Source organism: Megasphaera geminata F0357 (assembly GCF_000239275.1).
In the GTDB taxonomy this organism is placed as follows: domain Bacteria; phylum Bacillota; class Negativicutes; order Veillonellales; family Megasphaeraceae; genus Megasphaera; species Megasphaera geminata.
Map to the genome: position 1 here is coordinate 1,823 of NZ_JH417604.1, position 25,218 is coordinate 27,040.

Sequence of the window (25,218 nt, forward strand, 5' to 3'; positions counted from 1 at the left end):
TCACGAGAATTTTCGTTTTTCTTATGCGCGGAACGCCTGCTATTGTTCAATTATATTTCTTTTATTACGGCATAGCTACATTCAGCAAACTTATTCGTGATATGGACCCCGTTCCTGCCGTAGCTATCGTCATGAGCCTGAACATAGGTGCTTTTATGTCTGAAAGCATCCGCGGTGCCTTAATGGCTGTTGATGAAGGTCAGAAAGAAGCGGCTCTATCACTGGGTATGTCCAATTTACAAATGATTCGCCGTATCATCATACCTCAAGCGACTCGTGTCGCTTTACCGGCACTGTTTAATGATATTATCAATATTGTCAAGCTTTCATCTCTGGCATTTATGCTGGGAGTCATAGACATCATGGGAGCTGCCAAAATAGAAGGCAGCTATACCTTCCGTTACTTTGAAATCTATGCGGCCGTTATGGTCGTTTACCTTGTCATTATCGGTATTTTAACGCTTATGCATAAATATATCGCTCAAAAGTGTTCCGCGCATAAGAAAAACGAAAATTCTCGTGAACGGGTAGAGCACAGGAATTTTATAGTAGGCAATAACGGCAATAAAAAGCCCGATAGCCAAGGCGAACACTGCCGATGATACTGTGAGTTGGAGTGTTACATCCAGATGATCCAGTACTTTCGGCAATACGGCGGCAAAGTAAGAAAAATCAAAATTCAAAATAAACCTCCTTCCGAGTAGATACTTTGTATGGCAATACGATATTCTAACAATAGAGGGGATGCCGGATACTGTCAATATAAAAGTATGTTTTATAAATACAATAAATAGTTGGACAATCTATTATTAAAAATGAGTGCACTATAGAGGTGTATAATTTTTGAAAGACTTTTGTAAGTGTTATAACGGGAGTATGTTATACTGATTTTTATAGGATGCGGGTATGAAGAAGTTGATAGGAACATTACGGGGATTCGATTGAACCGGCTCAACCTGAATGTGCGATTTTACAGCGGATCATACTGTTGACGTAGAGAATAAAACATGTGAGAAGACGAGACGAAAACAAGCTGAGGCGATTGCGACAGGGGGGCTGATATTAACAAGATCGCCCATAAAGCGGATGTTAATGTAATTCTTCTGGATACGGGATTACAATAGGATTTGCCGGAATCGGCAGGTGTCCAGTCGTTAAAGGTGACGCGCGGCCGCTGTTATTTTATTAAGGCCGCTGCTATGAATAATCAGGCTATGGCAGATTCTTTTATGATCGATGTGGAAATGGCCCAAAGTCCGGTTGACAGGGGAAGCTTTTGGCATCGGTAATACGGTGAGTGCCGACCATTGACCGCCCTGGCTGTGCCGGCGGCTTTTGTCCGCAGCGATTTTTCTCTTGAGTCTGTCTTAAATGATGCCGGGGTGGCGGCGAACAGACCGCTCCAACGCTTTCTTATGAACGCCGGTATCACAGATACAACTGCGAGAGCTCGGTTTGATCCCGATTGTACATGGAAAGGGAATATACGATTGAGGGATCGGTTCGGTAGCGGGTCTTTCTTGTTTAGATAATGCGGTTCGGCTTATGCGCGAATATTATCGTGAAGGATGATAGGCAGGAGGAATGGATTTTGAAAACCTTATATTTAGATTGTTTTTCCGGTATTAGCGGCAATATGTTTGTTGGCATGCTTTTACAGGCAGGTATCCCGTTTGATGAACTGAAAGAAACTTTTTCAGGTATCCGTCTCGACGGATATTCGCTGATTTGTGAAAGTGTAAATAAAATGGGCATTCAGGCTATATATTATAATGTTTGTTTGGTACATGAAGCAAAGCATTATTCCCATTATGATCACGTTCATAGTTATAGTGTCGGTATCCATCATTTTCTGGCTCGTCTTTGCGGGCACAAGCATGACCATCATCATGTACATAGAAAGCTTAAAGATATTCGTGCCGTTATTGAGACAGCGAGCTTGTCCGCGCAGGTTAAAGAAAAAAGTCTTGCCGTCTTCCGGGTTTTAGCGGAGGCGGAAGGCAAGGTTCACGGTATGCCGCCTGAAGAGGTTCATTTTCACGAAGTCGGAGCTGTCGATTGTATTTTAGATATTGTCGGCACTGTTTGGGCTCTTGAACGTCTCGGTATTAAGCAGATAGGGATATCGCCGCTTCATGTAGGCAGCGGCTTTGTTCAGTGCGCTCACGGTCGTATGCCTGTGCCGGCCCCGGCGACGGCAGAACTGTTGGCAGGTCTGCCCTTTTACAGCGGTACGATAGGTGGAGAATTAGTCACGCCTACAGGGGCAGCACTGGTCAGGGTTTTAGCAACGTATGCCGGGCCGCGGCCGGAAGGGTTTGTTCATGAAAAAGTGGCGTATGGAGCCGGGACAAAGGACTTATCTATTCCCAATGTATTACGTGGCTATATCGGTACAGGTAAAGCCTTTAATACTGTATAATAAGGCCGCGCGGCGGCATAACTGGACTTTGCCGTTGTTTTCTCATATAATGAATTAAAATATGTATGTTTGGGGATAATAATGTGACCAGCGTTTTTTTTAAAGATCTTATCGGACACAGACAGTTGAAGAAACGCTTTACGGAGCTTATAACAACGGGTAGAATGCCTCATGCATCTATATTTGCCGGCGCGGCAGGATTGGGGAAAACTGTTGCGGCCGGTGCTGTTGCGGCGGCTCTGGTCGGGCGTCCCGTTTTAAAACATATTGACTTCTCCACGGCTGAAAGCATGATTCATGATGGCGAAGATGTTTTTTATATCGGCCCTGAAAAAACAATGTTGAAAACCGGTCAATTCCGTGATTTGCAAGATATTATTTCTCTCCGCGGCAGCTCCGAGAAACGGCGTGTCTTCATTATCGACCATGTGGAAACAATGAATGCCGAGTTTGCCAATCGCATGTTGAAAACATTGGAAGAACCGGCTGAAGGAATATACTTTATCTTAGTTACAAACCGGCCGACACCTGTTGTTGCCTACGATTATTTCACGGTGCGTCGTATTTCATTTTGAGCCGGTTCCCGATGAAGAACTGATTATGTCCTTAAAGGAAGATATGGCTATACGGGGGCGGATTACGAACAGATAGCGGCAATCAGTGACGGCAATGTGCGTACTGCCTTGAATTTTCTTCAAGACGGTAACTCAGTGGCTTTGGACAGAGCCTTTTTCTTTTTTAAAACCGTAACCGAAAGCGAAGCCCCTTATGCTGAATGGATTGCCTATTCTGCCGATTTTAAAGATGACGAGTCTGTTGATATTATGAAGTGGATTGCCATGATCTTACGAGATTTGCTTATTTTGCGGACTCATGCTTCACGGGAGCGGTTACGTTTAAAGCAATATACCTCCCGGTTGAGGACTTTTGCACCCCAATGGTCCGAAGATGCAATTATGAAGGGCCTTCAGGCAATTGAAGAAGGAATGGAAGGTACTGCGAGACATGTTAATATACATTTGATTTGGGATTATCTCTGTATTTCATTTCTCCAAGGAAGGGGAGATTATTAGTTGATTGTTGTAGGTATACGTTTTAAACCTGCCGGAAAGGTCTATTATTTTGATCCGAACGGTGTTGATTTAAATATACAAGACGGTGTTATTGTCGAGACGACACGGGGGATGGAATTCGGTACGGTTGTTATTGAACCGCGAGGGGTTAAAGATGCAGAAGTAGTCCAGCCTTTAAAGCCTATTGTCAGGCGAGCGACTGTTAAAGATTTACGCCAAGTAGAAAAAAATAAAGAGAGAGAGAAGAAGGCTTTTTCCGTGTGCCTTGAAAAAATTGCCAAACATAAGCTGCCTATGAAGCTCATTGATGTGGACTATACTTTTGATATGGGGAAGATTATTTTTTTCTTTACGGCCGAAGGGCGTATTGATTTTCGTGAACTCGTCCGTGATTTGGCGTCCGTGTTCCGGACACGTATAGAGCTACGCCAAATAGGGTTGCGTGATGAGGCGAAGATGATCGGCAGTATCGGTTATTGCGGCCGCCCCCTTTGTTGTGCAGCCTTTCTTGGAGATTTTAAACCCGTATCTATTCGTATGGCTAAAAGTCAGGGAATGTCTCTTAATCCGACAAAAATATCCGGTATCTGTGGGCGCCTTATGTGTTGTCTTCGCTATGAAAATTCTCTTTACACGTCAGGTGAGCTGAAATGCCCGGGCTGCCATAAATGTGGAGAACAACAGAAACCGCCGGCTGTCGGTCAGCGCGTCATAACAGAGGACGGCTTGGGGACGGTTTTGCGCGTCCACATGAAAGATCATACGGTCAAAGTACAGTTGGAAAACGGTCATACTGTGAACGTTGCCTGGAGTGATGTTGCGGAACCGGATCATGACAGTTAAACTTCATGACGGAGAACGGCTGGATGATCTCATATTGGCCGGTATGAAGGTCATTCAACGGCCCGATCAATTTTGTTTTTCTCTGGATACGATTCTCCTTGCTCATTTTGGTGATGTGCCGCGCGGTCCCGTTTTGGATCTCGGCACGGGCACGGCAGCTATTCCGCTTATCTTAGCGGCACGGGGCGTGAAGAAGATCACGGCGCTTGAGCTTAATCCCGTTATGGCCGACATTGCGGCACGCAATGTCGAACTGAATGGTAAAGGTGCGGTCATCAATGTCGAGAACAGTGATTACCGACAACTTGCGACTAAGTATTCAGCAGGGTATTTTACGACCGTTTATGTCAACCCCCCTTAGCGAGCTCTTTCGAGGCGCGTCAAGCGGGAGGGAAGGGGTTCGCCGTGCTCGTCATGAAGAGACGGCTACCCTTGATGATGTCCTCCGTATAGCTGCGTACGCTCTTAAGTTCCACGGCCGCTTTCGCATGGTTCACATTAGTGAACGATTAGCTGGAATTTTAGAGGCCATGCGAAGATATGAAATCGAGCCCAAAATATTGCGGCCCGTTTACGGTCGGCGTGGAAAAGCGGCAAAATTTTTTCTTGTCGAGGGTCTCCGCGGCGGCAAGGAGGGAATGGTCTTACAGGAACCTCTTATCACCCATAATAATGACGGTACGTATACCGATGAAGTACTGCGAATTTACGGAAAGGCCTGAGGAGGATTTATGGCGGAAATATTTCGCAAAGGAACCCTTTATTTATGTGCTTCACCTATCGGCAACTTGGAAGATATTACGTACAGAGCGGTTCGTTGTTTACGTGAAGCGGATCGTATCGCCGCCGAAGATACGCGCCGTACAAAGCTTCTTTTAACGGCTTATGATATAGATACGCCTCTCTTTTCTTATCATGAACATAATAAAGCGGAACAGGGGCCGGTCATCATTGAGCGGGTCTTGCAGGGAGAAATGATCGCTCTTGTCAGTGATGCGGGTATGCCGGCTATTTGCGATCCCGGCAATGACCTTGTATACTTGGCTTTGGCGGCAGGAGTGCCGGTTGTTCCCCTGCCCGGTGCCAATGCTGGATTAACAGGTCTCGTTGCCTCCGGCATGGATACGACAGCGTTTACGTTCGCCGGCTTTTTGCCGAAGACAAAAAAACATCGCCTTCCTGTCCTAAAAAAGATGAAAGAGTATACAGGAACGCTTATCTTCTATGAAGCACCGCACCGAATAGAGAAGGTACTTGCCGAAATGGAAGCGGTCTTCGGCGACAGGACGATTACTCTTTGCCGGGAATTGACAAAGAAACATGAAGAATATATACGCGGTACACTGTCGGAAGTACGGGCCAAACTTGCCGTTACAGGGGCGCGCGGTGAATTCGTTATTCTCGTCGCGGGCTGTGAAGCACATATAGAGAGGAACTTCGGACCTGAAGAGTATATAACCCTGGTTACCCGTCTTATGGCGGAGGGTATAAATAAAAAAGATTCAATTCGTATTGTGGCTGAATGCTGCGGCGTACCGAAACGCGAAGTGTATCGAACTGTACTGAATCTATAAGACCGGTACACCGGTACGGGTATTCGTTGATCCGGTCCGTTTGTTGACTACGGGAGGTATATTCATGTCTGATAAAGGAAAAAACAGTTATTATATTACTACGCCGATTTATTACCCTAGTGCGAAGCTTCACATCGGGCATACATATTGCACAACTATTGCCGACTCGCTGGCACGGTATCATCGTCTTCGTGGCGATGATACATTTTTCTTAACCGGTTCTGATGAACACGGCCAAAAAATTCAGCGTGCTGCCGAAGCCAAAGGCATGAAACCTATCGAATATGTCGATGAAATTGTTGCACTTTTCAAAGAATTGTGGAAACGGCTCAACATTTCCAACGATGATTTCATTAGAACGACTGAGCCGCGTCATGAAAAGGTTGTTCAGGCTCTGATGCAACGTTCCTTTGATAACGGCGATATTTATAAATCCGAATATGAAGGCTGGTATTGCACGCCTGATGAAACGTTCTGGCCGGAAAACAAGTTGCCTAACGGTAAACATGTTTGCCCCGACTGCGGTCGCCCGTTGGAACTGGTAAAAGAAGAAAGCTACTTCCTTCGCCTTAATAAATACGCCGACAGATGGCTCAGATTCGTTGAAGAAAATCCTGATTTTATTCAACCTGAATCGCGCCGTAATGAAATGATTGCTTTCGTTAAGAGCGGTCTTGAAGATCTCAGTGTATCTCGTACATCCTTTGATTGGGGGATCAAAGTGCCTTGGGATCCGAAACACGTTGTTTACGTGTGGTTTGATGCCTTGGCAAATTATGTAACGGCTGCCGGCTATTTGGATGATCCGGAGAAATTTAAAAAATTCTGGCCTGCCGACCTTCATCTTGTCGGAAAGGAGATTGTTCGTTTCCATACGATTATTTGGCCAATCATGCTTATGAGCTGCGGATTACCGCTGCCGAAAAAGGTCTTTGGACACGGGTGGCTCATTGTCGACGGTACGAAGATGAGTAAATCCCTCGGTAACGTTATTGATCCGATTCCTCTTATTGACCGTTATGGGGCCGATGCCCTTCGCTATTATCTGTTAAAGGAAGTTCGTCTCGGTCAGGACGGCAACTTTTCTTTACCCACATTTATTAATCGTATTAACTCCGATCTGGCGAATGATTTGGGGAATCTTTTGCAGCGCACGCTCGCTATGATTGAAAAATATGAAAACTGCGTCGTTGCCGGTCCGACCGTAAAGGAACCGATTGATGATGAGTTGTCTGCCCTGGCTGTGGAAACAGCGAAGAAGTTTGAACGGGAGATGGACGACATGAAGATTGACGATGCGCTCAGTGATACGTGGACACTTATCCGCCGTTCCAACAAATATATTGATGAAACGGTACCGTGGGTACTTGCTAAGGAACCGGATCAAAAAGAACGCCTTAATACGATTCTTTATAATCTGCTAGAAGTAATGCGTATCATTGCCATACTTGTCAGCCCCGTTATTCCTGTCGGCGCAGCGGGTATATGGAAACAGTTGGGATTAAAAAACTTCGATAAAGTGCAGTTGCAAGACGCACAGATATGGGGCGGCTATCCTGCAGGTACGCGTATTGACAAGGGAGATGCGCTTTTTCCGAGGTATGACGTGGCTGAAGAAGTAGCTGAAGCAAAACCGGAAGCAGATACTGTTGAACTTGTTCCGGCTGCAAAAGAGCCGTTCAAATCAGAAATTTCAATTGATCAATTCTCCGAAACGGATCTTCGTGTGGGTACAATTTTAGCATGTGAGAAAGTGCCTAAAACAACAAAGCTCATGAGGCTGCAAATTGACTTAGGCTCTGAAAGGCGCCAGATCATCAGCGGTATTGCCCAGTACTACAAACCGGAAGATCTCATCGGGCATCAGGTTATTATTGTTGCGAACCTGAAACCGGCAAAACTTTGCGGTATCGAATCGTACGGTATGTTGCTGGCTGCTTCTGACGGTAATGATAACTTGCGGGTTGTCTTCGTCGACGGCATGGCGCCGGGAAGCAGAGTTCGCTGATGTTGTTCGATACACATTGTCATGTAAACGATGAGGCTTATCATACAGATCGTGATGAAATGTTGACACGTGCTTTTGCGGCAGGCGTGGACTATCTGCTTTGCCCGGGTACGAACCTGGAAACATCGGCTTCAGCCGTTGCTATGGCTCATAAATATAAGCAAATATATGCGGCCGTCGGCTATCATCCTGAAGAGGCGGTATCTGCTACGCCTGAAGGGTTTGAACAGTTACGTAATTGGCTTGTAAATGATCCGAAAGTTGTTGCTATCGGAGAGGTCGGTCTTGATTATTATTGGCCCGAACCGGCGCGAGAACTTCAACAGGAAGTCTTTATTGAACAGGTAAAGATGGCTGTTGCGCTTGATGTACCCCTTGATATTCATGACAGAGAAGCGCATGGTGATACGGTTGATATACTCCGTAAATACGGAAAGGGAAGCCGCGGCGTTTTTCATTGCTATTCAGGCAGCATGGAAATGGCAAAAGAAGTTATTAAAATGGGATTTTACCTGGGGTTTGGCGGCACGACCGTGTTTCCGAAATCAGTTAAACTCAAGGATATTGTGTCAAAGGTTCCGGAAGACCGGATTCTTATTGAAACAGATTGCCCGTACTTGACGCCGCCGCCATATCGAGGCAGACGGAACGAGCCGGCGTACGTACGGTATGTTGCTGATGAAATCGCCCGTCTTCGCAATACGGATACGGATACGATTCAACAGTTGACGCTGGAGAACGGGAAGCGTATTTTTGCCATCCCTTAGACAGAATTATTTCTAAAAAGACAGGATATGAAGAATTTGACTGTCAGGACTGAAGGAGCACCTCGGATGGTAAAGAGATCGGCTGCTGTAATATAAAGCGGGGTAAAGTTTCTTCTGCAGTTACGCCTGTGCTTTTTTTACGTATTAATACTCTCTGTTACGGCGGAGTTATAATGGGGTAATCTGATAAAACGACCATGTTTTGGTTTAAGTATGGAGTTTAACCGTGGTTTAAAATTTAGAAATAATAGAAAATAACAAGGGCTATAATAAAATGAGATAAAAGTTTCATTTTATTATAGCTCTTAATTTAAAATATTTATAATTGAAATTTAAATTACAATATTCTGTAACAAATCCTTGCAAGATGAAGGTCTCTGGGAGTAAAATAAAAACAACAGAGGCAAGCAGTACAACAAAATAATAATCTATAAGTAAAAGAGGCGGTTTTATGTTAGATTTTCGGATGTATACGTTTTTAAGTGTTTGCCGCCATATGAATTACACAAGGGCGGCGTCGGAACTCCACCTCAGTCAACCGGCGGTAACATATCATATCCGTTATCTCGAGGAGTATTATGGAACCAAGCTTTTTATTTATACAAAACATCAGCTGAAATTGACCCGATCGGGGCTTTTATTGCGTAATATGGCAACAAATGTTTACCATGATACAAATCTTTTAAAGCGACGTATAAAAAATCGCAAACAAAAGATATCTTTTGGAGCTACTTTAACTATTGCGGAATACGATATTTGTGACCGTTTGACAGAATTTTTAAAACGGCATACCGGTGTAACGGTGAGTATTATTTTAGGTACTACAGATGAATTATTGGCAAATTTAGAAGAAGGAAAAATTGATTTTGCCATGATTGAAGGAACTGTTGATTCCCCTTCCTACGAGTCGGTGCCCTTTGCAAGAGAGCGATTAATCGCTTGTTGCGGTGCCGATTATGATATAGGCAGTCCGATTAATTTATTGAACCTAACTGATCATCGATTGCTTCTTTGTGCAAAGGAAACTCCGGCGCGTCGTCTTTTAGAGAACGCATTTCAAGAGCACAATGTTTTCTTGGATGATTTGTTCTTTCATGTCGATTTAGGGACACCCGACTTGGTAAAGAAATTAGCTTTACGTAATATAGGTGTGGCCTTTCTTTATGAAAGTGCCGTCCGTGATGACATTGAACGCGGGATTTTGCGAGAAATAGATATACATGGTCTTGTTTGTGTTAATACGTTTTCATTCATCTGTCCTGTTAAAGGCGTGGATAGAGATGTGTTCAAACGCCTTTGTTCAGAACTTTGTACGGTTGTTCCGGAGGGTTTTGACAAGGCCTGTATCGAGTGATAAACTAATTACAGTACAGTAAATCTAATAGCTATCGGTGGAGGGATGCCTTGCCGATAGCTATTTTCTTGCTAGAGATTTAAGGAGTGCGATTATATGAAGTTTTTTCGCAAAACAGCATGGTTGTTGTGGCTTTTTTCTGCAGTTCTGACAATCACCTGCGGCGCTACTTTTCATCCCGGTGACAGAGGGGCACAAATCAGAGAAATACAGCAGGCATTGGTGAATAATGGTATATCGTTAAGCGTGGATGGGGATTACGGCACGAGTACGACTGAGGCGATCCGGAAATTTCAAGCCGCTCATGGATTGGAATGTGACGGTATTCTTGGAGCTCAGACCTATGCGGCTTTAATGGAACGGCCTATGCCCGAAAATCATTCCGAGTATTTCGTGCAGAAATCAGGCTTACCTGATGCTGAGCTTATGGTGGCAGAAAGAGAAATAACCGCCGTTCAGGCGGCACTTGCCGGACGTGGTTATGATCTTTCCGTGGACGGTATTTTCGGTATAAACACGGAACAAGCCGTTCGTGATTTTCAAACTAAACAAGGGCTTGATGCAGACGGTATAGTCGGTAACCTTACGTATACTTCCTTAACGGGACAGACATTACAGGGCGGGTCATTGCGCTGTATCGGCAATACCGGGAAAGCCGGTAACAAAGAACTTTTCGGACGCCTTATGGCAGTTGCTAACGGCAATCTCGGTGTACCTTATGTTTTCGGCGGCACGACGCCTGCCGGATTTGACTGCTCCGGCTTTACGCGCTATGTGTATGAATCTGTAGGAATAGAGTTACCGCGTATGGCAGATGAGCAGTTTACAGTTGGCAGTGCTGTAGAGACTGCTAATTTGCAGCCCGGTGATCTTGTCTTTTTTTCCACGTATGCATCCGGGATTTCTCATTCGGGTATCTATATAGGAAATGGGCAGTTTATCCATGCCGGCAACAACGGTGTAAGTATGGACAATCTGTTTGATGAATATTGGAGTCCTCGTTATAGGGGAGCTAAACGTATATTTTGCTGAAATGATTCATCCGCAGGGGGATGCGTTATTTAATTCGAGGATTTTTATAGTATTCTTTAAAACTGTTCACCCACATACGTGTCGAATGAGAAAGAAATCCTCTGCTTTTCCAGACCATGGCTAACGTCCAGGGTATTTTTGGTTCCACTAAAGGGATTGTCTTTAATTGAGTTGAGTTGAAACGATTACAAATAGATTGAGGTAAAAGAGCGATACCTAATTTAGTACGTACCATCTCGCCCATAAAATCCCAGTTACTCGTTTGACCGATAATTATCGGTCGCGCGGAGATTTTTTGATAGAATGAGCGAATATAATTATGGAGGGAAAAGCTTTCCGGATAATAGATGAGCGCTTCGTCTTTTATATTTTCCAAGGTCAACTCGCTTTTGTCCGACAAGGGATGTCCGGGCCATAAAACAACATGTAAGAATTCTTGGTCGAAAATGAAAAAGTCGTAGGGTGTATCTGTATTAATGGGTAATGCTACAAAACCGGCTTGAATGGTGCCGTTATCGATTGAAGAAATTATTTCTTGCGAACCGACTTCGGTCAGTTCCAGTTTTATCTCGGGATAAGTTGTTACAAATCTGTGAATGAAGGGGGAAATAAAAGTAGAGCCGATCATGGGCGGAATACCGACGGAAATGATCCCGGAATTAAAGTATTGCGGTGATTCCAGTTCTTCATTGATTTGTGAGAGCTCATCAATAATAGCCTCAATTTTGGGCAGGAGGTAGGCGCCTGTTTCTGTCAGCTCTACGTGTTTTCCTGTTCTGTTGAAGAGCTGTACCTGCCAATATGTTTCCAAGGCTTTAATTCCTTTGCTGATGGACGGCTGACTGATGTGTAAGGAGTGCGACGCTTTCGTAAAGCTTTTTTTATGAGCTACTTCGATAAAGTAAGTTAGTTGGAATAAATCCATTTTCCGGGCCTCATTTCTCCATTTATATCATTATATCATATGTGTATATATTAACATTTTTCGTTTAAGAATAGAACGAAAAATATATACCATTCCCATGTTTTTATAGGCATACCTTATATAGAATACACTTTGGGCAGGAGGTGAAAGGAAGTGACAAAGCGATGGATCATGCATGTTGATATGGATGCATTTTATGCTTCTATTGAGCAGAGAGATAATCCGGTACTGCGCGGCCGCCCTGTTATTGTCGGCGGTCTGAGTGATCGGGGCGTTGTGGCAACGGCTTCATATGAAGCGCGGCATTACGGTATTCATTCGGCGCTTAGCATGAAACGTGCACGCGCGCTTTGTCCTGACGGAGTGTTTTTACCTGTGCGTATGGCACATTATCGTCGTATTTCTCATCAAATCCGCTTGATCTTTTCACGCTATTCGCCGTATATTGAGCCGCTGTCACTCGACGAGGCGTTTCTGGATATTTCCGGCATGGGCTGGCATTATAAGGATATTCGTGAAATAGGATTTGATATAAAAAAGGAGATCAAAGAAACAACAGGATTAGTGGCTTCAGTCGGTATCGGGCCGAATAAATTCCTTGCTAAACTGGCATCCGATTTGAATAAACCGGACGGCCTTGTCTGTATTCCTTACGGAAAAGAAGAAGGATTTTTAGCCCCTTTGACGCTCCGTAAGATTTGGGGTGTCGGTAAAGTAACAGAAGAAAAGCTTCTTGCCGCAGGTTTTGAAACATATTGGCGATCTTGCTGCCGCTTCGCCTGAAATATTACAGCCCCTCGTCGGAAATCAAGCACAACGCCTTCTTGATTTAGCGCACGGGAGAGATAATCGTCCTTTGGAAGTCGGCTGCAAGCTTAAGACGGTGGGCAGTGAACACACGTATGAACGTGATTTGAGCGCTTTTGAAGAAATAGATACACAGTTACGGATTTTAGCCGGGGAAGTGGCGCAACGTCTGCGACAAAATTCCCTTATGGGGAGAACGGTAACTTTAAAAGTGCGATATGCTGATTTTGAAACGATTACCCGTTCGTCGACTTTCGATAGTACAGGTGCCTATTCAGAAGAACAACTTTATTTTTCAGCGAAAAAGTTATATGCTAAAAAGGTAGGAAAAAGGGCAGTCAGGTTGTTGGGCATTAGTGTCAGCCGATTACAGCCTTTAGCCATACAGGAAGATCTTTTCTCTCGTGACGGAATGTCCAAGGAAAAAGTGACTGCCGTTATTGATAAGTTACAGGAACGATTCGGTAGAAGGGCTATTATGAAAGGATTTTTCTGGCAAACGGTTCAGTCTCAAAGGAAAGAAAAGGAGTAGGATATATGTCTATTTATAAAGTGGCTGCTCATACGGGCGCTGATAATGAAGGGTACATTCAGTATGATGAGATACGAAAGAGGTGCAGGTTTTTTTAAATGATGACGGTATTAACCGGAAGGTTGTTGAGTATTTAACGACCGTAAAGTCGCTAAAGAAATTTACCGACCTTTCTGAATATGAACTGATTAATGCTATGCCTAATGCAAGTTTAGAAATATTTAAACTTGCATTAGGCAAAATTTGGGAAGACATAGAAGTACATATTGACTGGAGCCGCCCTGTAGTCTAGACAGTTATTCACAAGTTATACACAATCATGCCACAGAGACCAGTATCATTGTGCATAACTTTTTTTATTGTCTATTTCAGCCTTTTTTACAGGAAGCGATTCAGTATAAGACTCTTGGAGATTGTTGATAACTTGAATTCGACAGGACTGCAATAACATCTGGATTATCATTATAAATGGCTTGGTTATAGGGAATACAGGGGATTATGATAATGTTGTGGTTTATGTGTACAGAATGTGTGAATTTATGGATGACTGGCATATTATTCTTCGGATTATGCACGTAAATTCGAAGGTATTTCGAAGGTATTTATTAGGAAAACAGTAAAATAACTGATTTACTCACTCAAGCGGCACCACTTATCCACTTAGTGATTCAATATATTTTGCTGAGAGTGTCGGTAATGTATTGACATTTTTATGTTACTTGTGTATTATCTCATCATACAATTGTATACTCATCAAGAGCAGTTGAGGGAACGGCCCGATGAAGCTGCGGCAACCTTCCGGACGGAAAGGTGCCAATTCCGACGATATCACCGGTATCGGCAGATGATAATTGACCTAACGTACATGACGTCATCTGTAAAGATGACGTTTTTTATATTTATAATGAGGGGGACGTTTTAATGAATAATATGCCGTCGGAGTCTAAAAGCATCAAAGTAAAAGATGTTTTAATCTTGGGATTTGCTTTTTTTGCAACCTATTTCGGCGCAGGAAATTTGATTTTTCCGCCCCAATTAGGATTGGTAAGCGGTTCATCATATGGTTCCGCCCTAATCGGTTTGACTCTATCGGGCATTTTACTTCCTGTTTTTGCTTTGCTCATTATTTCTTTTCATGGGGAGGTACGTCGTATTACAGATCATGTAGGCATATATACATATAATATTTTACTGGCGTTGCTTATGGTGATTTGTACGTTTGTATCTATTCCCAGAACCTGTGCGACAGCTATTCAGCTCGGCATTCAGGGGAATTTTCCGGAAGTACCGTTTATACCCTGTGTCGTCGGCTACTTTTTGATTTCCTTTTGGTTTACAGCTGATGAAAACAGTGTACTTGATAAGATCGGCAAATATTTGACGCCCTTATTAGCGCTGATTTTGATTGTTATAGGGAGCCTCGGTGTTATATTGCCTATAGGCACGCCTGTAACGGCAACAGTGGATAATCCTTTTGTCAATGCTTTTCTCGGCGGGTATAATACGGGCGATGTCCTTGTCAGCTTTATTATGGCAGCGTTGTTCATTCATTCTATAGAAAATAAGGGCTATAAGATGGCGGGACAACGTAATCAGATGATGCTTTATTGTGGTGTGGTGACGATTATTTTGTTGCCAAGTTATCTATGGCAGCCTTCTTTTTATGGGTGCTTGTGTAAGCGGTGATTATTCGGCAAATATCGGCCGAGCAGAACTTCTTGTCGCCGTGATTAAGCGTGTTGGCCGGTCGTTTATGATTCCTATGGGTATCGCTGTTATTCTTGCATGTTTAACTACCGCTGTCGGTCAGATTGCGGCAGTGGCGGATTTCTTTCATACGGCATCAAACGGCAAGAGTCAGTTACAAGACATTGGCTGTAGGAACATGTATATTATCCGCATTGACTGCGCTTTTAGGCGTTGACGGTATTGTCACATATATCGGTTGGATTTTCAGTATTAGTTATCCGCCTGTGTTGGCTCTCATGGTATTGGGCACCTTTTCTAAAATTATTCCTAATGACAGCGCTTATAAGGGAGCTACCTATTTGGTTGTTATTTATGCGCTTCTGGAAGCTTTACCCGGTCTCAGTAATCTCAATTTCGCCCGGACGATCGTTATGGCTGCTCCTTTGTCTGAGATCGGATTCGGTTGGCTTGGCCCTTTTCTTGTCGGTCTCGTCGGCGGTGGTATTATCGGAATCGTAAACACAAAAAAAGAAGCGTTATAAGTGTAAACGATAAAAAGCTCCTTCACCATATGGCAAAGGAGCTGTATTGTATTTTTAGGATCCCAAGGTTTGGACAAGGAATTCGGCCGTTTCAGAAAGATATTTCGAGCCGTATCCTTCTATGTCGCCGTTGTCAACACAGGCGGTAAATTCCGGGTCGATAGGTAACTTGGCAACATGAGGAATATTATATTTTTTAGCGGCTTCATCCACATGACTCTTGCCGAAGATTGCATGCTTTTTATGGCAGTCCGGACATTCGAAATAGCTCATGTTCTCGACTACGCTGAGTACTGGGACTTTCATGAGATCGGCCATACGGAGCGCTTTTTCTACAATCATGGAAACGAGTTCCTGCGGTGATGTAACAACGATAATGCCTTCGATCGGTAAAGATTGGAAGACCGTTAAAGGGACATCCCCCGTTCCGGTTGCAGCATATCGATGAACATATAGTCGATATCGCCCCATAGAACATCTGTCCAGAACTGTTTTACCGCACTGCCGATAACGGGGCCGCGCCAAACAACAGGATCGACGGCATTGTCGAGAAGGACATTCATGGACATGACTTTGATCCCCGATTTAGTTTTAACCGGAATAATTCCTGTTTCATTGCCGTTAGCACGAGTTTTGAGGCCGAATGCCTGCGGAATAGACGGGCCTGTAATATCGGCATCAAGGATAGCTGTTTTATACCCTTTTTCTTGCATTTTTACAGCTAAAAAAGATGTGACGAGAGACTTACCGACGCCGCCTTTACCGCTGACAACTGCGATAACATGTTTTACATGTGTCCCTTCATGAGGCGCGGCCAAGAGGCTTTGCGGTTCTTTGCGATCTGAACAGTCGCTGCTGCAACCGGAACAGGTGGTTTTTGTGCAATTTTCACTCATTTCAATCAATCTCCTTTATGTATGCGGTTACGGGGAACTTTACAACAGTAATGACTGCAAGATTCCGTGTGCGAACAAACTGTTATATTGCCGCCTTGGATAAGCAGGGTTTCTCCTTCGATTATGGACTGGGCTAACTTACGCCGAGCCGCGGTATAGATAGCCGTTACGGTTGTACGTGATACTTCCAATTGTAAGGCGCATTCCTCCTGTGTCAGTTCGAGCAGGTCGATAAGACGAATAACCTCATATTCATCAACGGTCATGATAATATTCTTGCGGACAGTTGTTCCTGTTTTCGGTGAAAACTCACATATTGTCGGAAGAGAACAGATACATCTGGAACGATGCGGTCTTGCCATAGGGAATACCCCCCCTTCATATACATTATAGGAGGATAATGACATATGTCAATTATTCGGAATAAGGGCAAATATTTGATATCATATAAAGACAGGAGATTATTTATTTTTGGAAATCATGATCTGCAATACTTCTTTATCAGCGACTTTCAAGCCTTTAGTTGCCAAGGTGCCTATATTGCGAATAGACTCATCAGCCGTATTGCTGACCAGCCCTTCAGTCCCGTTAACGCGAATTCCCCTGCGTGAAAGGAAGACCGCTCTATAGGCGGCATCGACGGCTGTGGCAATTTTCAGAGAACAGCCGTCACCGGCCCCGTCACAAATCATGCCGATATGTTCGGCCGTCATATTGGCAATGGTTGCTTCCAGTTCCGTGTAGCCGCCGTCAAAGAGTAACGTCATACCGACGGCCGCGCCCATGGCGGCTGTGGCAGTGGCACAGAGAGCGGAAAGCTTTGGATAGAAACTGTGAATATAAATTGCCGTAATGTGAGATAGAGTGAGAGCGCGAATATGTTTTTCACGCGATGCGTTTACGTACCGTGCCGTTACATTGACCGGCACGGTCGCCGTAATGCCTTGATCTCCCGAACCGGCATTAGTCATTGCGGGTAAAGGGGCTCCGCCCATGCGGGCATCCGACGCGGCGGTTGTTTCCATAACGATACGGTCGTGAAGATTATCTATAGACAATCCGTTTTGCAGATCATCCTGCATTGATTTGCCCAGACAAAGGCCGTACTCTTTTTGTAGCCCTGCGCGGGACAAGGCATCGTTTACAAGACCTGCTTCTTCCATAAATTCTATCCTGTTGAGTGGAACAGCAGTAGCAAAATTATAGAGAATTTTCAAGTTTAAGGAATGAAGAAAATCCTCATTTGGATCTTTAGTTACACTGCCGGAATCTTCTTTGGACAGAAAGATCTTCTCATCGGTTTCAATGCGAATAATATTGGTATGGCTGCCTTGAATGACCACGCGAGACCAATGATTGCCGCGACTGAGTTTGGCTTCTGCATATAAGGGAAGCTCCGTGTCGGCAATATCGACTAAAACCCGTTTTTTTGCAAGTAAATTTTTTGCTTTTTCGACAGCTTCTGCAGAAAGATGGTGTAACACGTCGAGTCCTCCGTTCGGGTCACCGCCGGTTACGCCGACTGCGGCGGCCACATCCATGCCCGGTAGTCCCGTACCGGGGACTTTTACAGCCATCCCGTTTTTCATTAAATTGGGCGACACGAAAGCTTCTATTTTATCGGGCGTACAGCCTAAGTGTTTGCGTGCAACGGCTGCCGCATAGGCCAGGGCAATCGGTTCGGTACATCCCGTTGCATAGACTACTTCTTTGTGTAAAATTTCTACTATCCGTTCATAAATTTGCGTATCGGTCATCGTGAATATCCCCTTTATTAAATTACCAGGCGGCTACCGTCCCGTCCGCGCGAGGATCTGTTGCTCCCATGAAAGTTTTATCTTCAGTGCGCCAGATGATTTGTCCCGCGGCCGTACGGTGCGACTTCCGGGTTTATCGTTATATCGTGCCCCTTCTGACGTAATGCTTCTCTTAATTTTACAGGAAAGTTCGTCTCAACTTCAATATATTTACCGCCCTTCCACTGCCATCGCGGTGCATCTAAAGCTGCCTGCGGGTTGAGATGAGAGTCAATCATATTTGTCAGGATCTGCAACTGTCCCTGAGGTTGCATAAATGCGCCCATGACACCGAAGGGGCCGATAGGCGCTCCGTCTTTACTGAGAAACCCGGGAATAATAGTATGGTATGAGCGCTTACGCGGACCGATGGCATTATCGCTGTACGGATCGTTACTGAAATTATGGCCTCTGTTATTTAATGCAATGCCGTAGCCCGGAATAACGATTCCCGAACCGAAACCGTCGTAATTACTTTGAATAAGAGAAACCATGTTGCCTTCATGATCGGCGCTGCAGAGATAGACCGTTCCCCCGCTGCCGGGGTCAATCGGTTCCGGTAAAAGGGCTTCGGCACTGATTTGTGCACGGCGTGTTGCCGCATACTCTTCTGAAAGCCAATAGGCGGGGGGCGTTTTCATGAAACGGGCGTCGGCAATGTATTTTTTACCGTCCGTAAGGGCTAGTTTCAGGGCTTCGATCTGTGTATGCACAGACCCTGTATCGTCGCGGTTTTTAAAATCCATACCGTTTAAAATATTAAGTGCCATGAGTACAACTACTCCCTGTCCGTTTGGAGGCAATTCCCAAACATCATACCCTTTGTAGGTTGTGTATAGCGGTTCTACCCAAAGCGGTTTGTATGCGGCTAAATCATCTTTGCACAAAAGACCGCCCGTCTTTTGCGAAAATGCGTCAATTGCGTCGGCGAGTTCACCTGTATATAGAGAGGTACAATTCGTTTCGGCCAGACTTTGTAATGATTTTGCGTGGTCGGGCAAGGTAAGGAGCGAGCCGACCGGAGGAATGCCGTTTGTGTAGAAGGTTTTAAAAAGACCTGCGAAGGCAGGGTTATCATTGAAGGAGGCATATTTTTCGTATTCGCTCTTCATCAGCGTTCCCACAGTGGGCATAAGGGCATAGCCGTTGCGGGCATAGGCGACAGCCGGCCCGAATAACTCGGCAAATGGGAGGCGGCCGAACCGTTCGTGAAGGACGTACCATGCAGCCGGCGCGCCGGGAACCATCACGGGAAGCCAGCCGTACAGAGGCATCTCCGTATATCCTTGCTCGGCCAATATATGCGGGGTCATTTTTGCCGGAGAATGACCGCTGCCGTTAAGCCCGTAGAGCCGGCCGTCTGTCCAGATAAGAGCAAAAAGATCGCTGCCCAGGCCATTGCCGGTAGGTTCCAATACGGTTAGAGCTATGGCTGTGGCCAAAGCCGCATCAACGGCATTTCCACCTTTTTTGAGCATATCCAGCCCTGCTTGCGCCGCTAAGGCTTGAGATGTACAAACCATGCCGTTTCGCCCGTAAACAATTTCACGTCGTGACGGATAGGGATAACTGCAGGGATCGAAGTATGATGACATAAACTATAAGCCTCCAAAGCCATTTATTCTATTCTACTATAGCATATGCGTTACGTATCTTCACTAATCCATTTATTATCGCTATAATAAAATAGAGACCGATGAGAGGGAGGAATAGCATTGAGCCGCTGCATATTAATTGTCAATCCCACGGCAGGCAAAGAAAAGGCGAAATATTATAAAACCGATCTGGTTTCACAACTTCGGACTATGTTTAAAGTCGTGGAATTGCGTGAAACGACAAAAGCCGGAGATGCGACCGCATGGGCAAAAGAGGCAGCGGAAAAAGGCTATGACGCCGTTTTTTCCATGGGTGGAGACGGGACTCTCAATGAGACCGTAAACGGGTTGGCCCGGGCCGGGCAAGCTGTTAATTTCGGCTTTATTCCCCTTGGTACGGTAAATGACCTGGCCAGGGCTCTTCATATTCCTTTGCAGCCGGAAGAAGCTATTGCCGCATTAAAGGATTCAAAGCTTGTAAAAGTGGATATAGCCAAAGTTAACGACCGCTATTTCGTCAATACGATAGCTGCAGGCGCCATGCCTGAAGCGGTCGGTAATGTATCAATTGAGCAGAAGACGCGTCTGGGGCCTATGGCCTATTTCCTGACAGGCATTAAAGCATTGCAGTCACGAGAAACATCTCTCTTTAAGATCGAGTCCGAATTAGGTGTAGAAGTGCGGCGATCGCCGCTGATCGTGGCCATGCTGACAAACTCTGTAGGCAGTTTTAATAATATCGCTCCTCTGGCTAAAGTCGACGACGGAACTATTTGGTTGGCTGTTTTTAAGGAATTCAACTATCTCGACATCCTAAAAATTATTCCGGAGATCCTTGCGGGCCTTCCGATCAACTCGGAGTATATGACATTACAGCAGGTGAAAAAGGTTAGAATTTCCGTTGTAGACGATGAAAAATTAACAACTAACATGGACGGCGACAAGGGGCCGGATTTTCCTTTAGAATTAACAGTACTGCCGTCATTTTTAACCGTGTATGTCCCGCGTAAGGTGACATCTACCGGGTTCAGTCCGGTTGTTGTACCTAAAGAGCTTTTTCATGGATGAGAAGGGTAGGCAGCTGCGGCAGTGTTCTTGCAACAAAAAATCCGCAAAGAAAGATAGTCTTTGCGGATTTTATAGATTCTACAATAAATGTTGGGGTCGGCAGCGAAAGATGTTGACTTCAGCATTCTTTTTTTGCAAAACAAAAGCATATCAGTTACGGACTCCGACATTTTGAACGCTTTCGAATACATATTTTATTGATAAGCCAAAAGAATGGCATCGACTGCTACCGTGATCAATGCCGGGAAAGACTTGCCGGGTACCACACCCAACATTTGTAAAAGAGCCAATAAAAAAGACGTATGACTATATAGCCATACGTCTTAATCATTTTAGTACTTTTGTTGGAATGCAGCGAATCCCGGATATACGGCACTGTCGCCGAGTTCGTCTTCAATGCGAAGCAGTCTGTTGTATTTAGCGACCCGTTCACTTCGGTTGGGAGCACCCGTTTTTATCTGATCCGCGTTTAAAGCGACGGCGAGGTCGGCAATCGACGTGTCTTCCGTTTCACCGGAGCGATGCGATATGATTGTTGTATATCCTGCATGATGCGCCAGTTTTATAGTGTCAAGTGTTTCCGTGAGGGATCCGATCTGGTTGAGTTTGATGAGAATAGAGTTGGCACTGCCTTGCGTAATACCGCGGGAGAGCCGTTTTGTGTTTGTGACGAAGAGATCGTCGCCGACAAGCTGTATTTTATTGCCGAGCGCTTTGGTCATAGCTTGCCAGCCCTCCCAGTCTTCTTCATCCAAACCGTCTTCAATGGAGCAGATCGGGTATTTTTCAATAAGGGATTTCCAATGCTCAATGAGTTCTGCAGATGTATATTTTTTACCGCATTTCGGTAATATATATTCTCCTGTCTTAGTGCCTTTCCATTCACTTGAAGCGGCGTCAATGGCTAAAACGAAGTCTGTGCCCGGTTTGTAACCGGCTTTTTCAACAGCTGCGAGAATGTATCGGATTGCGTCCTCGTCGCTTGAGAGATCAGGCGCAAAACCGCCTTCGTCACCGACGGATGTAGCGAGCCCTTTTTCTTTTAATAAGCCTGAAAGGGTGTGGAATACTTCCGTACACCAACGGAGTCCTTCACGGAAGGTCGGAGCGCCGGCGGGCATGATCATAAACTCTTGTACATCCACAGTATTTGCCGCGTGGGCGCCGCCGTTCAGAATATTCATCATCGGTACGGGGAGCCGATTACCGCTGATGCCGCCGATGTAGCGATAAAGAGGAAGCTCCAGGGCATTCTCGCAGCTGCCTGAGCCGTAGCCAGGGATACTGCCAAAATGGCGTTGGCGCCGAGTCTTGACTTATCCTTCGTTCCGTCGGCTGTAAGCATGGCCTTATCAACGGCGTATGCATCAAAGGGATTGGTGCCGATAAGAGCTTTGCGGATATGCGTATTTATATTTTCGACCGCATGAGATACTCCTTTACCGCCGAAACGGGATTTATCGCCGTCGCGAAGCTCCAATGCCTCAAATTGACCGGTAGATGCACCGCTGGGAACCGCCCCCATACCTTTTGTGCCGTCGGAGAGGATAACTTCCGCTTCTACTGTAGGATTGCCGCGAGAGTCGATAATCTCACGGCCTGCGATCATTTCAACTTTAAGTTTCTTCATTCGTAAACATCCTTTCCTTCGTGCCGTAATATAGTATTAATATGATTTCGTAATGTAGGGATCTGACTCTTTTCCGGGTCTTTGCCCGCATAGAGGAGAGTGACATTTTCCGTTTCAAGATGTTTTCTAATGAGCTCGATGAAAGGTGTAAATGCACTGTTTTTATCCAATTCCCTACGGTAAGCGGCAGCAAATTCATCATAATTGATTTCACCGTGATGATAACTTTTCCGTAATTCGGCGGACGGTGCGATTTCTTTGGCCCAACTGTCGAGTCCGGCCGCTTCCTTTTTTATGCCTCGCGGCCAGAGGCGATCAATGAGAATACGAAAGCCGTCAGAGTCCGTCGGTTTTTCGTAAACCCGTTTCCACTGTAATGTGCCCATGGCAATCATCTCCTAGGCAGTAGTATATACTAAAGTTTCCGTTCTGGACAATAAGAATTTATATTTACTCACTCAGGCTGTTTTTATAATATTGGCGATCGGCGGCGAGCATGTAATTAAAAAACGGGTACGGCGGAACCGTACCCGTCGGCAGAGAAATTATTCTTTTTCTTCTGCCGTGAACTTTGTCGATAGAACATGATAGATGAAGTAGACGATGGAAAGTACAAAGACGGCTAAACCGAGAAGATCGGCCGTGCTGCTGAAATCTTTGCCGACGAGAGCAAGCGGATCTTCACTGCCGCCCGAAGTAATGGAGAAGACAATAATCATGGCAATGATAACGCCTAACAGGCTTTCACCTACGATGAGGCCTGATGCAAAGAGGACACCACGGTGTTTGCATGCTTCCACATCTTCTTCCACATGATCGGGGCTGCGTTTTTCAGCCCGGGCGTAGAGATGTTTATTAAGAAAATAGCCGATGACGGAACCGATGACCAAGGGAACTTCCAAGGTCGGCGGTAAGTAGATTCCCATGCCTACCGCCAATGGCGGCAAAGCGAGGGATGCCGTGTTTTTCTTTAAGAGGACATCGACGATGATCGCGACTACGCCGACCCCGATACCGAAGAGGATATAATTCCATTCAAGTTGGGAACTGAAAATACCTTGAGCGATTGTCGTCATCAAGGTTGCCTGAGGAGCGGCCAAAGCCTGACTCGGATCCATGGAAGCACGAGGCATAGCGCCCGTGAACCCGTATGCCTGATAAAGCAGATTCAATACGGGAGCAATAGCGAAAGCGCCGATAACGGAGCCGAGAATGAGAGCAACCTGCTGTTTCCACGGCGTTGCCCCGACGATGAAACCGGTCTTTAAATCCTGGAGGTTATCGTTAGAAATAGAGGCAATGCTGACAATAACGCTTGTAATAAAGATGGCTAAAGCCGTTGCAAATTTCGTGCCTTCTGCCGTTTCGAAGATGCCGAAGGATTGACCGACACCGAGAACGACGAGGGATGAAACGATAATACCGAGGATCCCGATACCCGAAATCGGGCTGGCGGATGTACCGATGAGACCGGCCATGTAACCGCAGGCGGCTGCTACAAAGAAGCCCATGAGAACGGCGACGACAATGCCGATGACGATATATATAAGCGTCACCGTGCCGGGCAAACCCGCTTCCGCGACGAAGGTGTAGAATGTAAAGAAGAGGCCGGCAAGGATAGCGAGGAAAACGAGGCCTACCGATTTGGGACTCATGTCGATATCCGTATGATGAAGCGCTTTCTTTTCCGCCGAGTCATTCTCGCGGATGGCGCTGATCGACATTTTGATACCGTCGATAACGGGCCCCAAGAGTTTGATCAATGTCCAAATTGCGGCGATACCGATGGTTCCGGCACCGATAAAACGTACTTTTTGAGCCCAGACGGTTTTAGCAAATGCGGCGGCTGCCTGGCCTTCGGCCGGCGAGAGGACCGATGTCAAATAAGGAACGAAGATGGCCCAAGCCAGTACTGTACCGACTAAAATAGCCATACCGCTGGCAATACCGATAAGGTAGCCCGCACCGAGAAGAGCCATGGAAAAGCCCAGGGGGATCTGTGTGGTGGCTCTGCCGAAAGAAAGCCAATAACTGAATTCGGATGAAAGAATATGAAAACCGTTAGCACAGAGACCGATAATACCGGCGAGAGCCGTACCCTGTACAATATCCCTCATGCCCGTACTCTTTTTTTTGTCGGTTGTCACTTCTTCGTGGGAGGCGGAGCCGACTTTCAGGATTTCAGCCGCAGCGAGGCCTTCCGGGTAAGGAAGGTCGCTGTGTACGACCATGGCGCGACGTAAAGGAATGGTAAACAGTACGCCGAGAGAACCGCCGCAGGCACAGAGGATCATGGTTTGCCCAGAAGGGAAAGCCCTGCCAGTAACCGATCATCAAAAGACCCGGGAGAATAAAAATAATAGCCGACAACGTACCGGCAGCGGAGGCCTGTGTTTGGACCATGTTATTTTCCAGTATGTTCGAGTCTTTGAACATGCGCAAAATAGCCATGGAGATAACGGCGGCCGGAATAGATGATGAGAACGTTAAGCCGACTTTCAGCCCCAGATATACATTAGAGGCCGTGAAGATGACCGTAATAAGCATCCCCAGGAACATACCCCTGAAGGTTAATTCCGGAAGGGACGGGTATACGGTCTGCTCAGTGTTTGAAACCATATAGTTTCCTCCTTTTTAATTGTGTGCGAAAGCAACGCCTTTTGCA

At 45.6% G+C, this 25,218-nt stretch carries 24 protein-coding genes, 3 pseudogenes and 1 riboswitch; of the genes and pseudogenes, 19 read left to right on the plus strand and 8 right to left on the minus strand.

Features of this window, described 5'->3' with window-relative positions:
* The 13 genes from HMPREF0080_RS06455 to HMPREF0080_RS06500 all read left to right on the plus strand — a co-directional run.
* A partial coding sequence (locus tag HMPREF0080_RS06455) for an amino acid ABC transporter permease (protein ID WP_006790545.1) occupies window positions 1-602 on the plus strand: 602 nt, incomplete at its 5' end.
* A gap of 525 nt (window positions 603-1,127) precedes the next feature.
* The gene (locus tag HMPREF0080_RS09950; RefSeq protein ID WP_006790546.1) at window positions 1,128-1,289 is read left to right on the plus strand and encodes a hypothetical protein; all 162 of its coding nucleotides are present in this window, start codon (window positions 1,128-1,130) and stop codon (window positions 1,287-1,289) included.
* A 302-nt stretch (window positions 1,290-1,591) separates the two neighbouring features.
* Window positions 1,592-2,422 carry a nickel pincer cofactor biosynthesis protein LarC gene (larC, locus tag HMPREF0080_RS06460; RefSeq protein ID WP_040347432.1) on the plus strand — a complete coding sequence of 277 codons (831 nt, stop codon included), beginning with the start codon at window positions 1,592-1,594 and terminating at the stop codon, window positions 2,420-2,422.
* An 83-nt stretch (window positions 2,423-2,505) separates the two neighbouring features.
* On the plus strand, window positions 2,506-2,997 hold the full coding sequence (locus HMPREF0080_RS09725; RefSeq protein WP_050808839.1) for an AAA family ATPase: 492 nt from the start codon (window positions 2,506-2,508) through the stop codon (window positions 2,995-2,997).
* Window positions 2,998-3,132: 135 nt separating this feature from the next.
* Window positions 3,133-3,495, plus strand: coding sequence for a DNA polymerase III subunit delta' C-terminal domain-containing protein (locus HMPREF0080_RS09730; RefSeq protein WP_050808840.1), 363 nt, complete (start codon window positions 3,133-3,135; stop codon window positions 3,493-3,495).
* Entirely contained in the window at window positions 3,496-4,338 is an 843-nt protein-coding gene (locus HMPREF0080_RS06470; RefSeq protein WP_006790552.1) for a PSP1 domain-containing protein, read from the plus strand.
* Complete coding sequence (locus HMPREF0080_RS10880) at window positions 4,328-4,699, plus strand: RsmD family RNA methyltransferase (RefSeq protein WP_006790553.1); 372 nt, start codon at window positions 4,328-4,330, stop codon at window positions 4,697-4,699. Before HMPREF0080_RS06470 ends, HMPREF0080_RS10880 begins: the two co-directional genes overlap by 11 nt.
* Window positions 4,700-4,868: 169 nt before the next feature.
* Entirely contained in the window at window positions 4,869-5,060 is a 192-nt protein-coding gene (locus HMPREF0080_RS10885) for a hypothetical protein (RefSeq protein ID WP_245527248.1), read from the plus strand.
* Between the two features lie 9 nt (window positions 5,061-5,069).
* Window positions 5,070-5,912, plus strand: a complete 843-nt coding sequence (gene rsmI, locus HMPREF0080_RS06480) for a 16S rRNA (cytidine(1402)-2'-O)-methyltransferase (protein ID WP_006790555.1) — start codon at window positions 5,070-5,072, stop codon at window positions 5,910-5,912.
* A gap of 64 nt (window positions 5,913-5,976) precedes the next feature.
* Window positions 5,977-7,920, plus strand: a complete 1,944-nt coding sequence (gene metG / locus HMPREF0080_RS06485; RefSeq protein WP_006790556.1) for a methionine--tRNA ligase — start codon at window positions 5,977-5,979, stop codon at window positions 7,918-7,920.
* Entirely contained in the window at window positions 7,920-8,687 is a 768-nt protein-coding gene (locus HMPREF0080_RS06490) for a TatD family hydrolase (RefSeq protein ID WP_006790557.1), read from the plus strand. The genes metG and HMPREF0080_RS06490 overlap by 1 nt, the downstream gene beginning before the upstream one ends.
* A 451-nt stretch (window positions 8,688-9,138) precedes the next feature.
* Entirely contained in the window at window positions 9,139-10,041 is a 903-nt protein-coding gene (locus tag HMPREF0080_RS06495; protein ID WP_050808841.1) for a LysR family transcriptional regulator, read from the plus strand.
* 96 nt (window positions 10,042-10,137) lie between these two features.
* The gene (locus HMPREF0080_RS06500) at window positions 10,138-11,073 is read left to right on the plus strand and encodes a C40 family peptidase (RefSeq protein ID WP_006790559.1); all 936 of its coding nucleotides are present in this window, start codon (window positions 10,138-10,140) and stop codon (window positions 11,071-11,073) included.
* Between the two features lie 25 nt (window positions 11,074-11,098).
* Here HMPREF0080_RS06500 and HMPREF0080_RS06505 read toward each other — a convergent pair whose 3' ends face one another.
* Complete coding sequence (locus HMPREF0080_RS06505) at window positions 11,099-11,998, minus strand: LysR family transcriptional regulator (protein WP_006790560.1); 900 nt, start codon at window positions 11,996-11,998, stop codon at window positions 11,099-11,101.
* Window positions 11,999-12,151: 153 nt separating this feature from the next.
* Between HMPREF0080_RS06505 and dinB the strand changes: the two genes are divergently transcribed.
* The 5 genes from dinB (at window position 12,152) to HMPREF0080_RS11350 (ending at window position 15,568) form a co-directional block, all read left to right on the plus strand.
* The gene (gene dinB / locus HMPREF0080_RS10890) at window positions 12,152-12,781 is read left to right on the plus strand and encodes a DNA polymerase IV (RefSeq protein WP_245527249.1); all 630 of its coding nucleotides are present in this window, start codon (window positions 12,152-12,154) and stop codon (window positions 12,779-12,781) included.
* The gene (locus HMPREF0080_RS10895; RefSeq protein ID WP_006790562.1) at window positions 12,744-13,337 is read left to right on the plus strand and encodes a DinB/UmuC family translesion DNA polymerase; all 594 of its coding nucleotides are present in this window, start codon (window positions 12,744-12,746) and stop codon (window positions 13,335-13,337) included. The genes dinB and HMPREF0080_RS10895 overlap by 38 nt, the downstream gene beginning before the upstream one ends.
* A 747-nt stretch (window positions 13,338-14,084) precedes the next feature.
* Window positions 14,085-14,188, plus strand: a riboswitch (SAM riboswitch).
* Between the two features lie 70 nt (window positions 14,189-14,258).
* Entirely contained in the window at window positions 14,259-15,023 is a 765-nt protein-coding gene (locus HMPREF0080_RS11340; RefSeq protein ID WP_006790564.1) for a branched-chain amino acid transport system II carrier protein, read from the plus strand.
* Window positions 15,001-15,261 (plus strand): branched-chain amino acid transport system II carrier protein, encoded by a 261-nt coding sequence (locus HMPREF0080_RS11345; RefSeq protein WP_280959842.1) that lies wholly within the window; start codon window positions 15,001-15,003, stop codon window positions 15,259-15,261. Before HMPREF0080_RS11340 ends, HMPREF0080_RS11345 begins: the two co-directional genes overlap by 23 nt.
* Window positions 15,209-15,568 (plus strand): branched-chain amino acid transport system II carrier protein, encoded by a 360-nt coding sequence (locus tag HMPREF0080_RS11350; protein ID WP_280959843.1) that lies wholly within the window; start codon window positions 15,209-15,211, stop codon window positions 15,566-15,568. Before HMPREF0080_RS11345 ends, HMPREF0080_RS11350 begins: the two co-directional genes overlap by 53 nt.
* Before the next feature lie 54 nt (window positions 15,569-15,622).
* On the opposite strand, the pseudogene HMPREF0080_RS06525 reads toward HMPREF0080_RS11350, so the two are convergent.
* The 4 genes and pseudogenes from HMPREF0080_RS06525 to HMPREF0080_RS06540 form a co-directional block, all read right to left on the minus strand.
* Window positions 15,623-16,464 (minus strand): annotated as a pseudogene (locus HMPREF0080_RS06525) (P-loop NTPase).
* 5 nt (window positions 16,465-16,469) lie between these two features.
* A complete protein-coding gene (locus tag HMPREF0080_RS06530) occupies window positions 16,470-16,826 on the minus strand; it encodes a DUF134 domain-containing protein (RefSeq protein ID WP_006790569.1) in 357 nt (118 codons plus the stop codon).
* Between the two features lie 99 nt (window positions 16,827-16,925).
* Window positions 16,926-18,221 carry an L-cysteine desulfidase family protein gene (locus HMPREF0080_RS06535; protein ID WP_006790570.1) on the minus strand — a complete coding sequence of 432 codons (1,296 nt, stop codon included), beginning with the start codon at window positions 18,219-18,221 and terminating at the stop codon, window positions 16,926-16,928.
* Between the two features lie 83 nt (window positions 18,222-18,304).
* The gene (locus HMPREF0080_RS06540; protein WP_245527250.1) at window positions 18,305-19,738 is read right to left on the minus strand and encodes a gamma-glutamyltransferase family protein; all 1,434 of its coding nucleotides are present in this window, start codon (window positions 19,736-19,738) and stop codon (window positions 18,305-18,307) included.
* A gap of 237 nt (window positions 19,739-19,975) precedes the next feature.
* Between HMPREF0080_RS06540 and HMPREF0080_RS06545 the strand changes: the two genes are divergently transcribed.
* On the plus strand, window positions 19,976-20,923 hold the full coding sequence (locus HMPREF0080_RS06545; protein WP_050808842.1) for a diacylglycerol/lipid kinase family protein: 948 nt from the start codon (window positions 19,976-19,978) through the stop codon (window positions 20,921-20,923).
* A 332-nt stretch (window positions 20,924-21,255) separates the two neighbouring features.
* Here HMPREF0080_RS06545 and eno read toward each other — a convergent pair.
* The 3 genes and pseudogenes from eno to HMPREF0080_RS06560 form a co-directional block, all read right to left on the minus strand.
* Window positions 21,256-22,553 (minus strand): annotated as a pseudogene (eno, locus tag HMPREF0080_RS06550) (phosphopyruvate hydratase).
* Window positions 22,550-22,939 (minus strand): DUF488 domain-containing protein, encoded by a 390-nt coding sequence (locus tag HMPREF0080_RS06555; RefSeq protein WP_040347433.1) that lies wholly within the window; start codon window positions 22,937-22,939, stop codon window positions 22,550-22,552. Before HMPREF0080_RS06555 ends, eno begins: the two are co-directional and overlap by 4 nt.
* Before the next feature lie 159 nt (window positions 22,940-23,098).
* Window positions 23,099-25,172, minus strand: a pseudogene (locus tag HMPREF0080_RS06560) (OPT family oligopeptide transporter).
* Window positions 25,173-25,218 lie beyond the last annotated feature (46 nt).

Bases quoted from the DNA above. Each gene is read 5' to 3' on its own strand.
- HMPREF0080_RS11345 (WP_280959842.1), top strand. From the start codon at position 15,001: ATGGGTGCTTGTGTAAGCGGTGATTATTCGGCAAATATCGGCCGAGCA.
- HMPREF0080_RS06490 (WP_006790557.1), top strand. From the start codon at position 7,920: ATGTTGTTCGATACACATTGTCATGTAAACGATGAGGCTTATCATACA.
- HMPREF0080_RS11340 (WP_006790564.1), top strand. From the start codon at position 14,259: ATGAATAATATGCCGTCGGAGTCTAAAAGCATCAAAGTAAAAGATGTT.
- HMPREF0080_RS10885 (WP_245527248.1), top strand. From the start codon at position 4,869: ATGCGAAGATATGAAATCGAGCCCAAAATATTGCGGCCCGTTTACGGT.
- HMPREF0080_RS10880 (WP_006790553.1), top strand. From the start codon at position 4,328: ATGACAGTTAAACTTCATGACGGAGAACGGCTGGATGATCTCATATTG.
- rsmI (WP_006790555.1), top strand. From the start codon at position 5,070: ATGGCGGAAATATTTCGCAAAGGAACCCTTTATTTATGTGCTTCACCT.
- metG (WP_006790556.1), top strand. From the start codon at position 5,977: ATGTCTGATAAAGGAAAAAACAGTTATTATATTACTACGCCGATTTAT.
- HMPREF0080_RS06505 (WP_006790560.1), bottom strand. From the start codon at position 11,998: ATGGATTTATTCCAACTAACTTACTTTATCGAAGTAGCTCATAAAAAA.
- HMPREF0080_RS06495 (WP_050808841.1), top strand. From the start codon at position 9,139: ATGTTAGATTTTCGGATGTATACGTTTTTAAGTGTTTGCCGCCATATG.
- HMPREF0080_RS06540 (WP_245527250.1), bottom strand. From the start codon at position 19,738: ATGCTCAAAAAAGGTGGAAATGCCGTTGATGCGGCTTTGGCCACAGCC.
- HMPREF0080_RS06500 (WP_006790559.1), top strand. From the start codon at position 10,138: ATGAAGTTTTTTCGCAAAACAGCATGGTTGTTGTGGCTTTTTTCTGCA.
- HMPREF0080_RS06535 (WP_006790570.1), bottom strand. From the start codon at position 18,221: ATGACCGATACGCAAATTTATGAACGGATAGTAGAAATTTTACACAAA.
- HMPREF0080_RS06530 (WP_006790569.1), bottom strand. From the start codon at position 16,826: ATGGCAAGACCGCATCGTTCCAGATGTATCTGTTCTCTTCCGACAATA.
- HMPREF0080_RS06555 (WP_040347433.1), bottom strand. From the start codon at position 22,939: ATGGGCACATTACAGTGGAAACGGGTTTACGAAAAACCGACGGACTCT.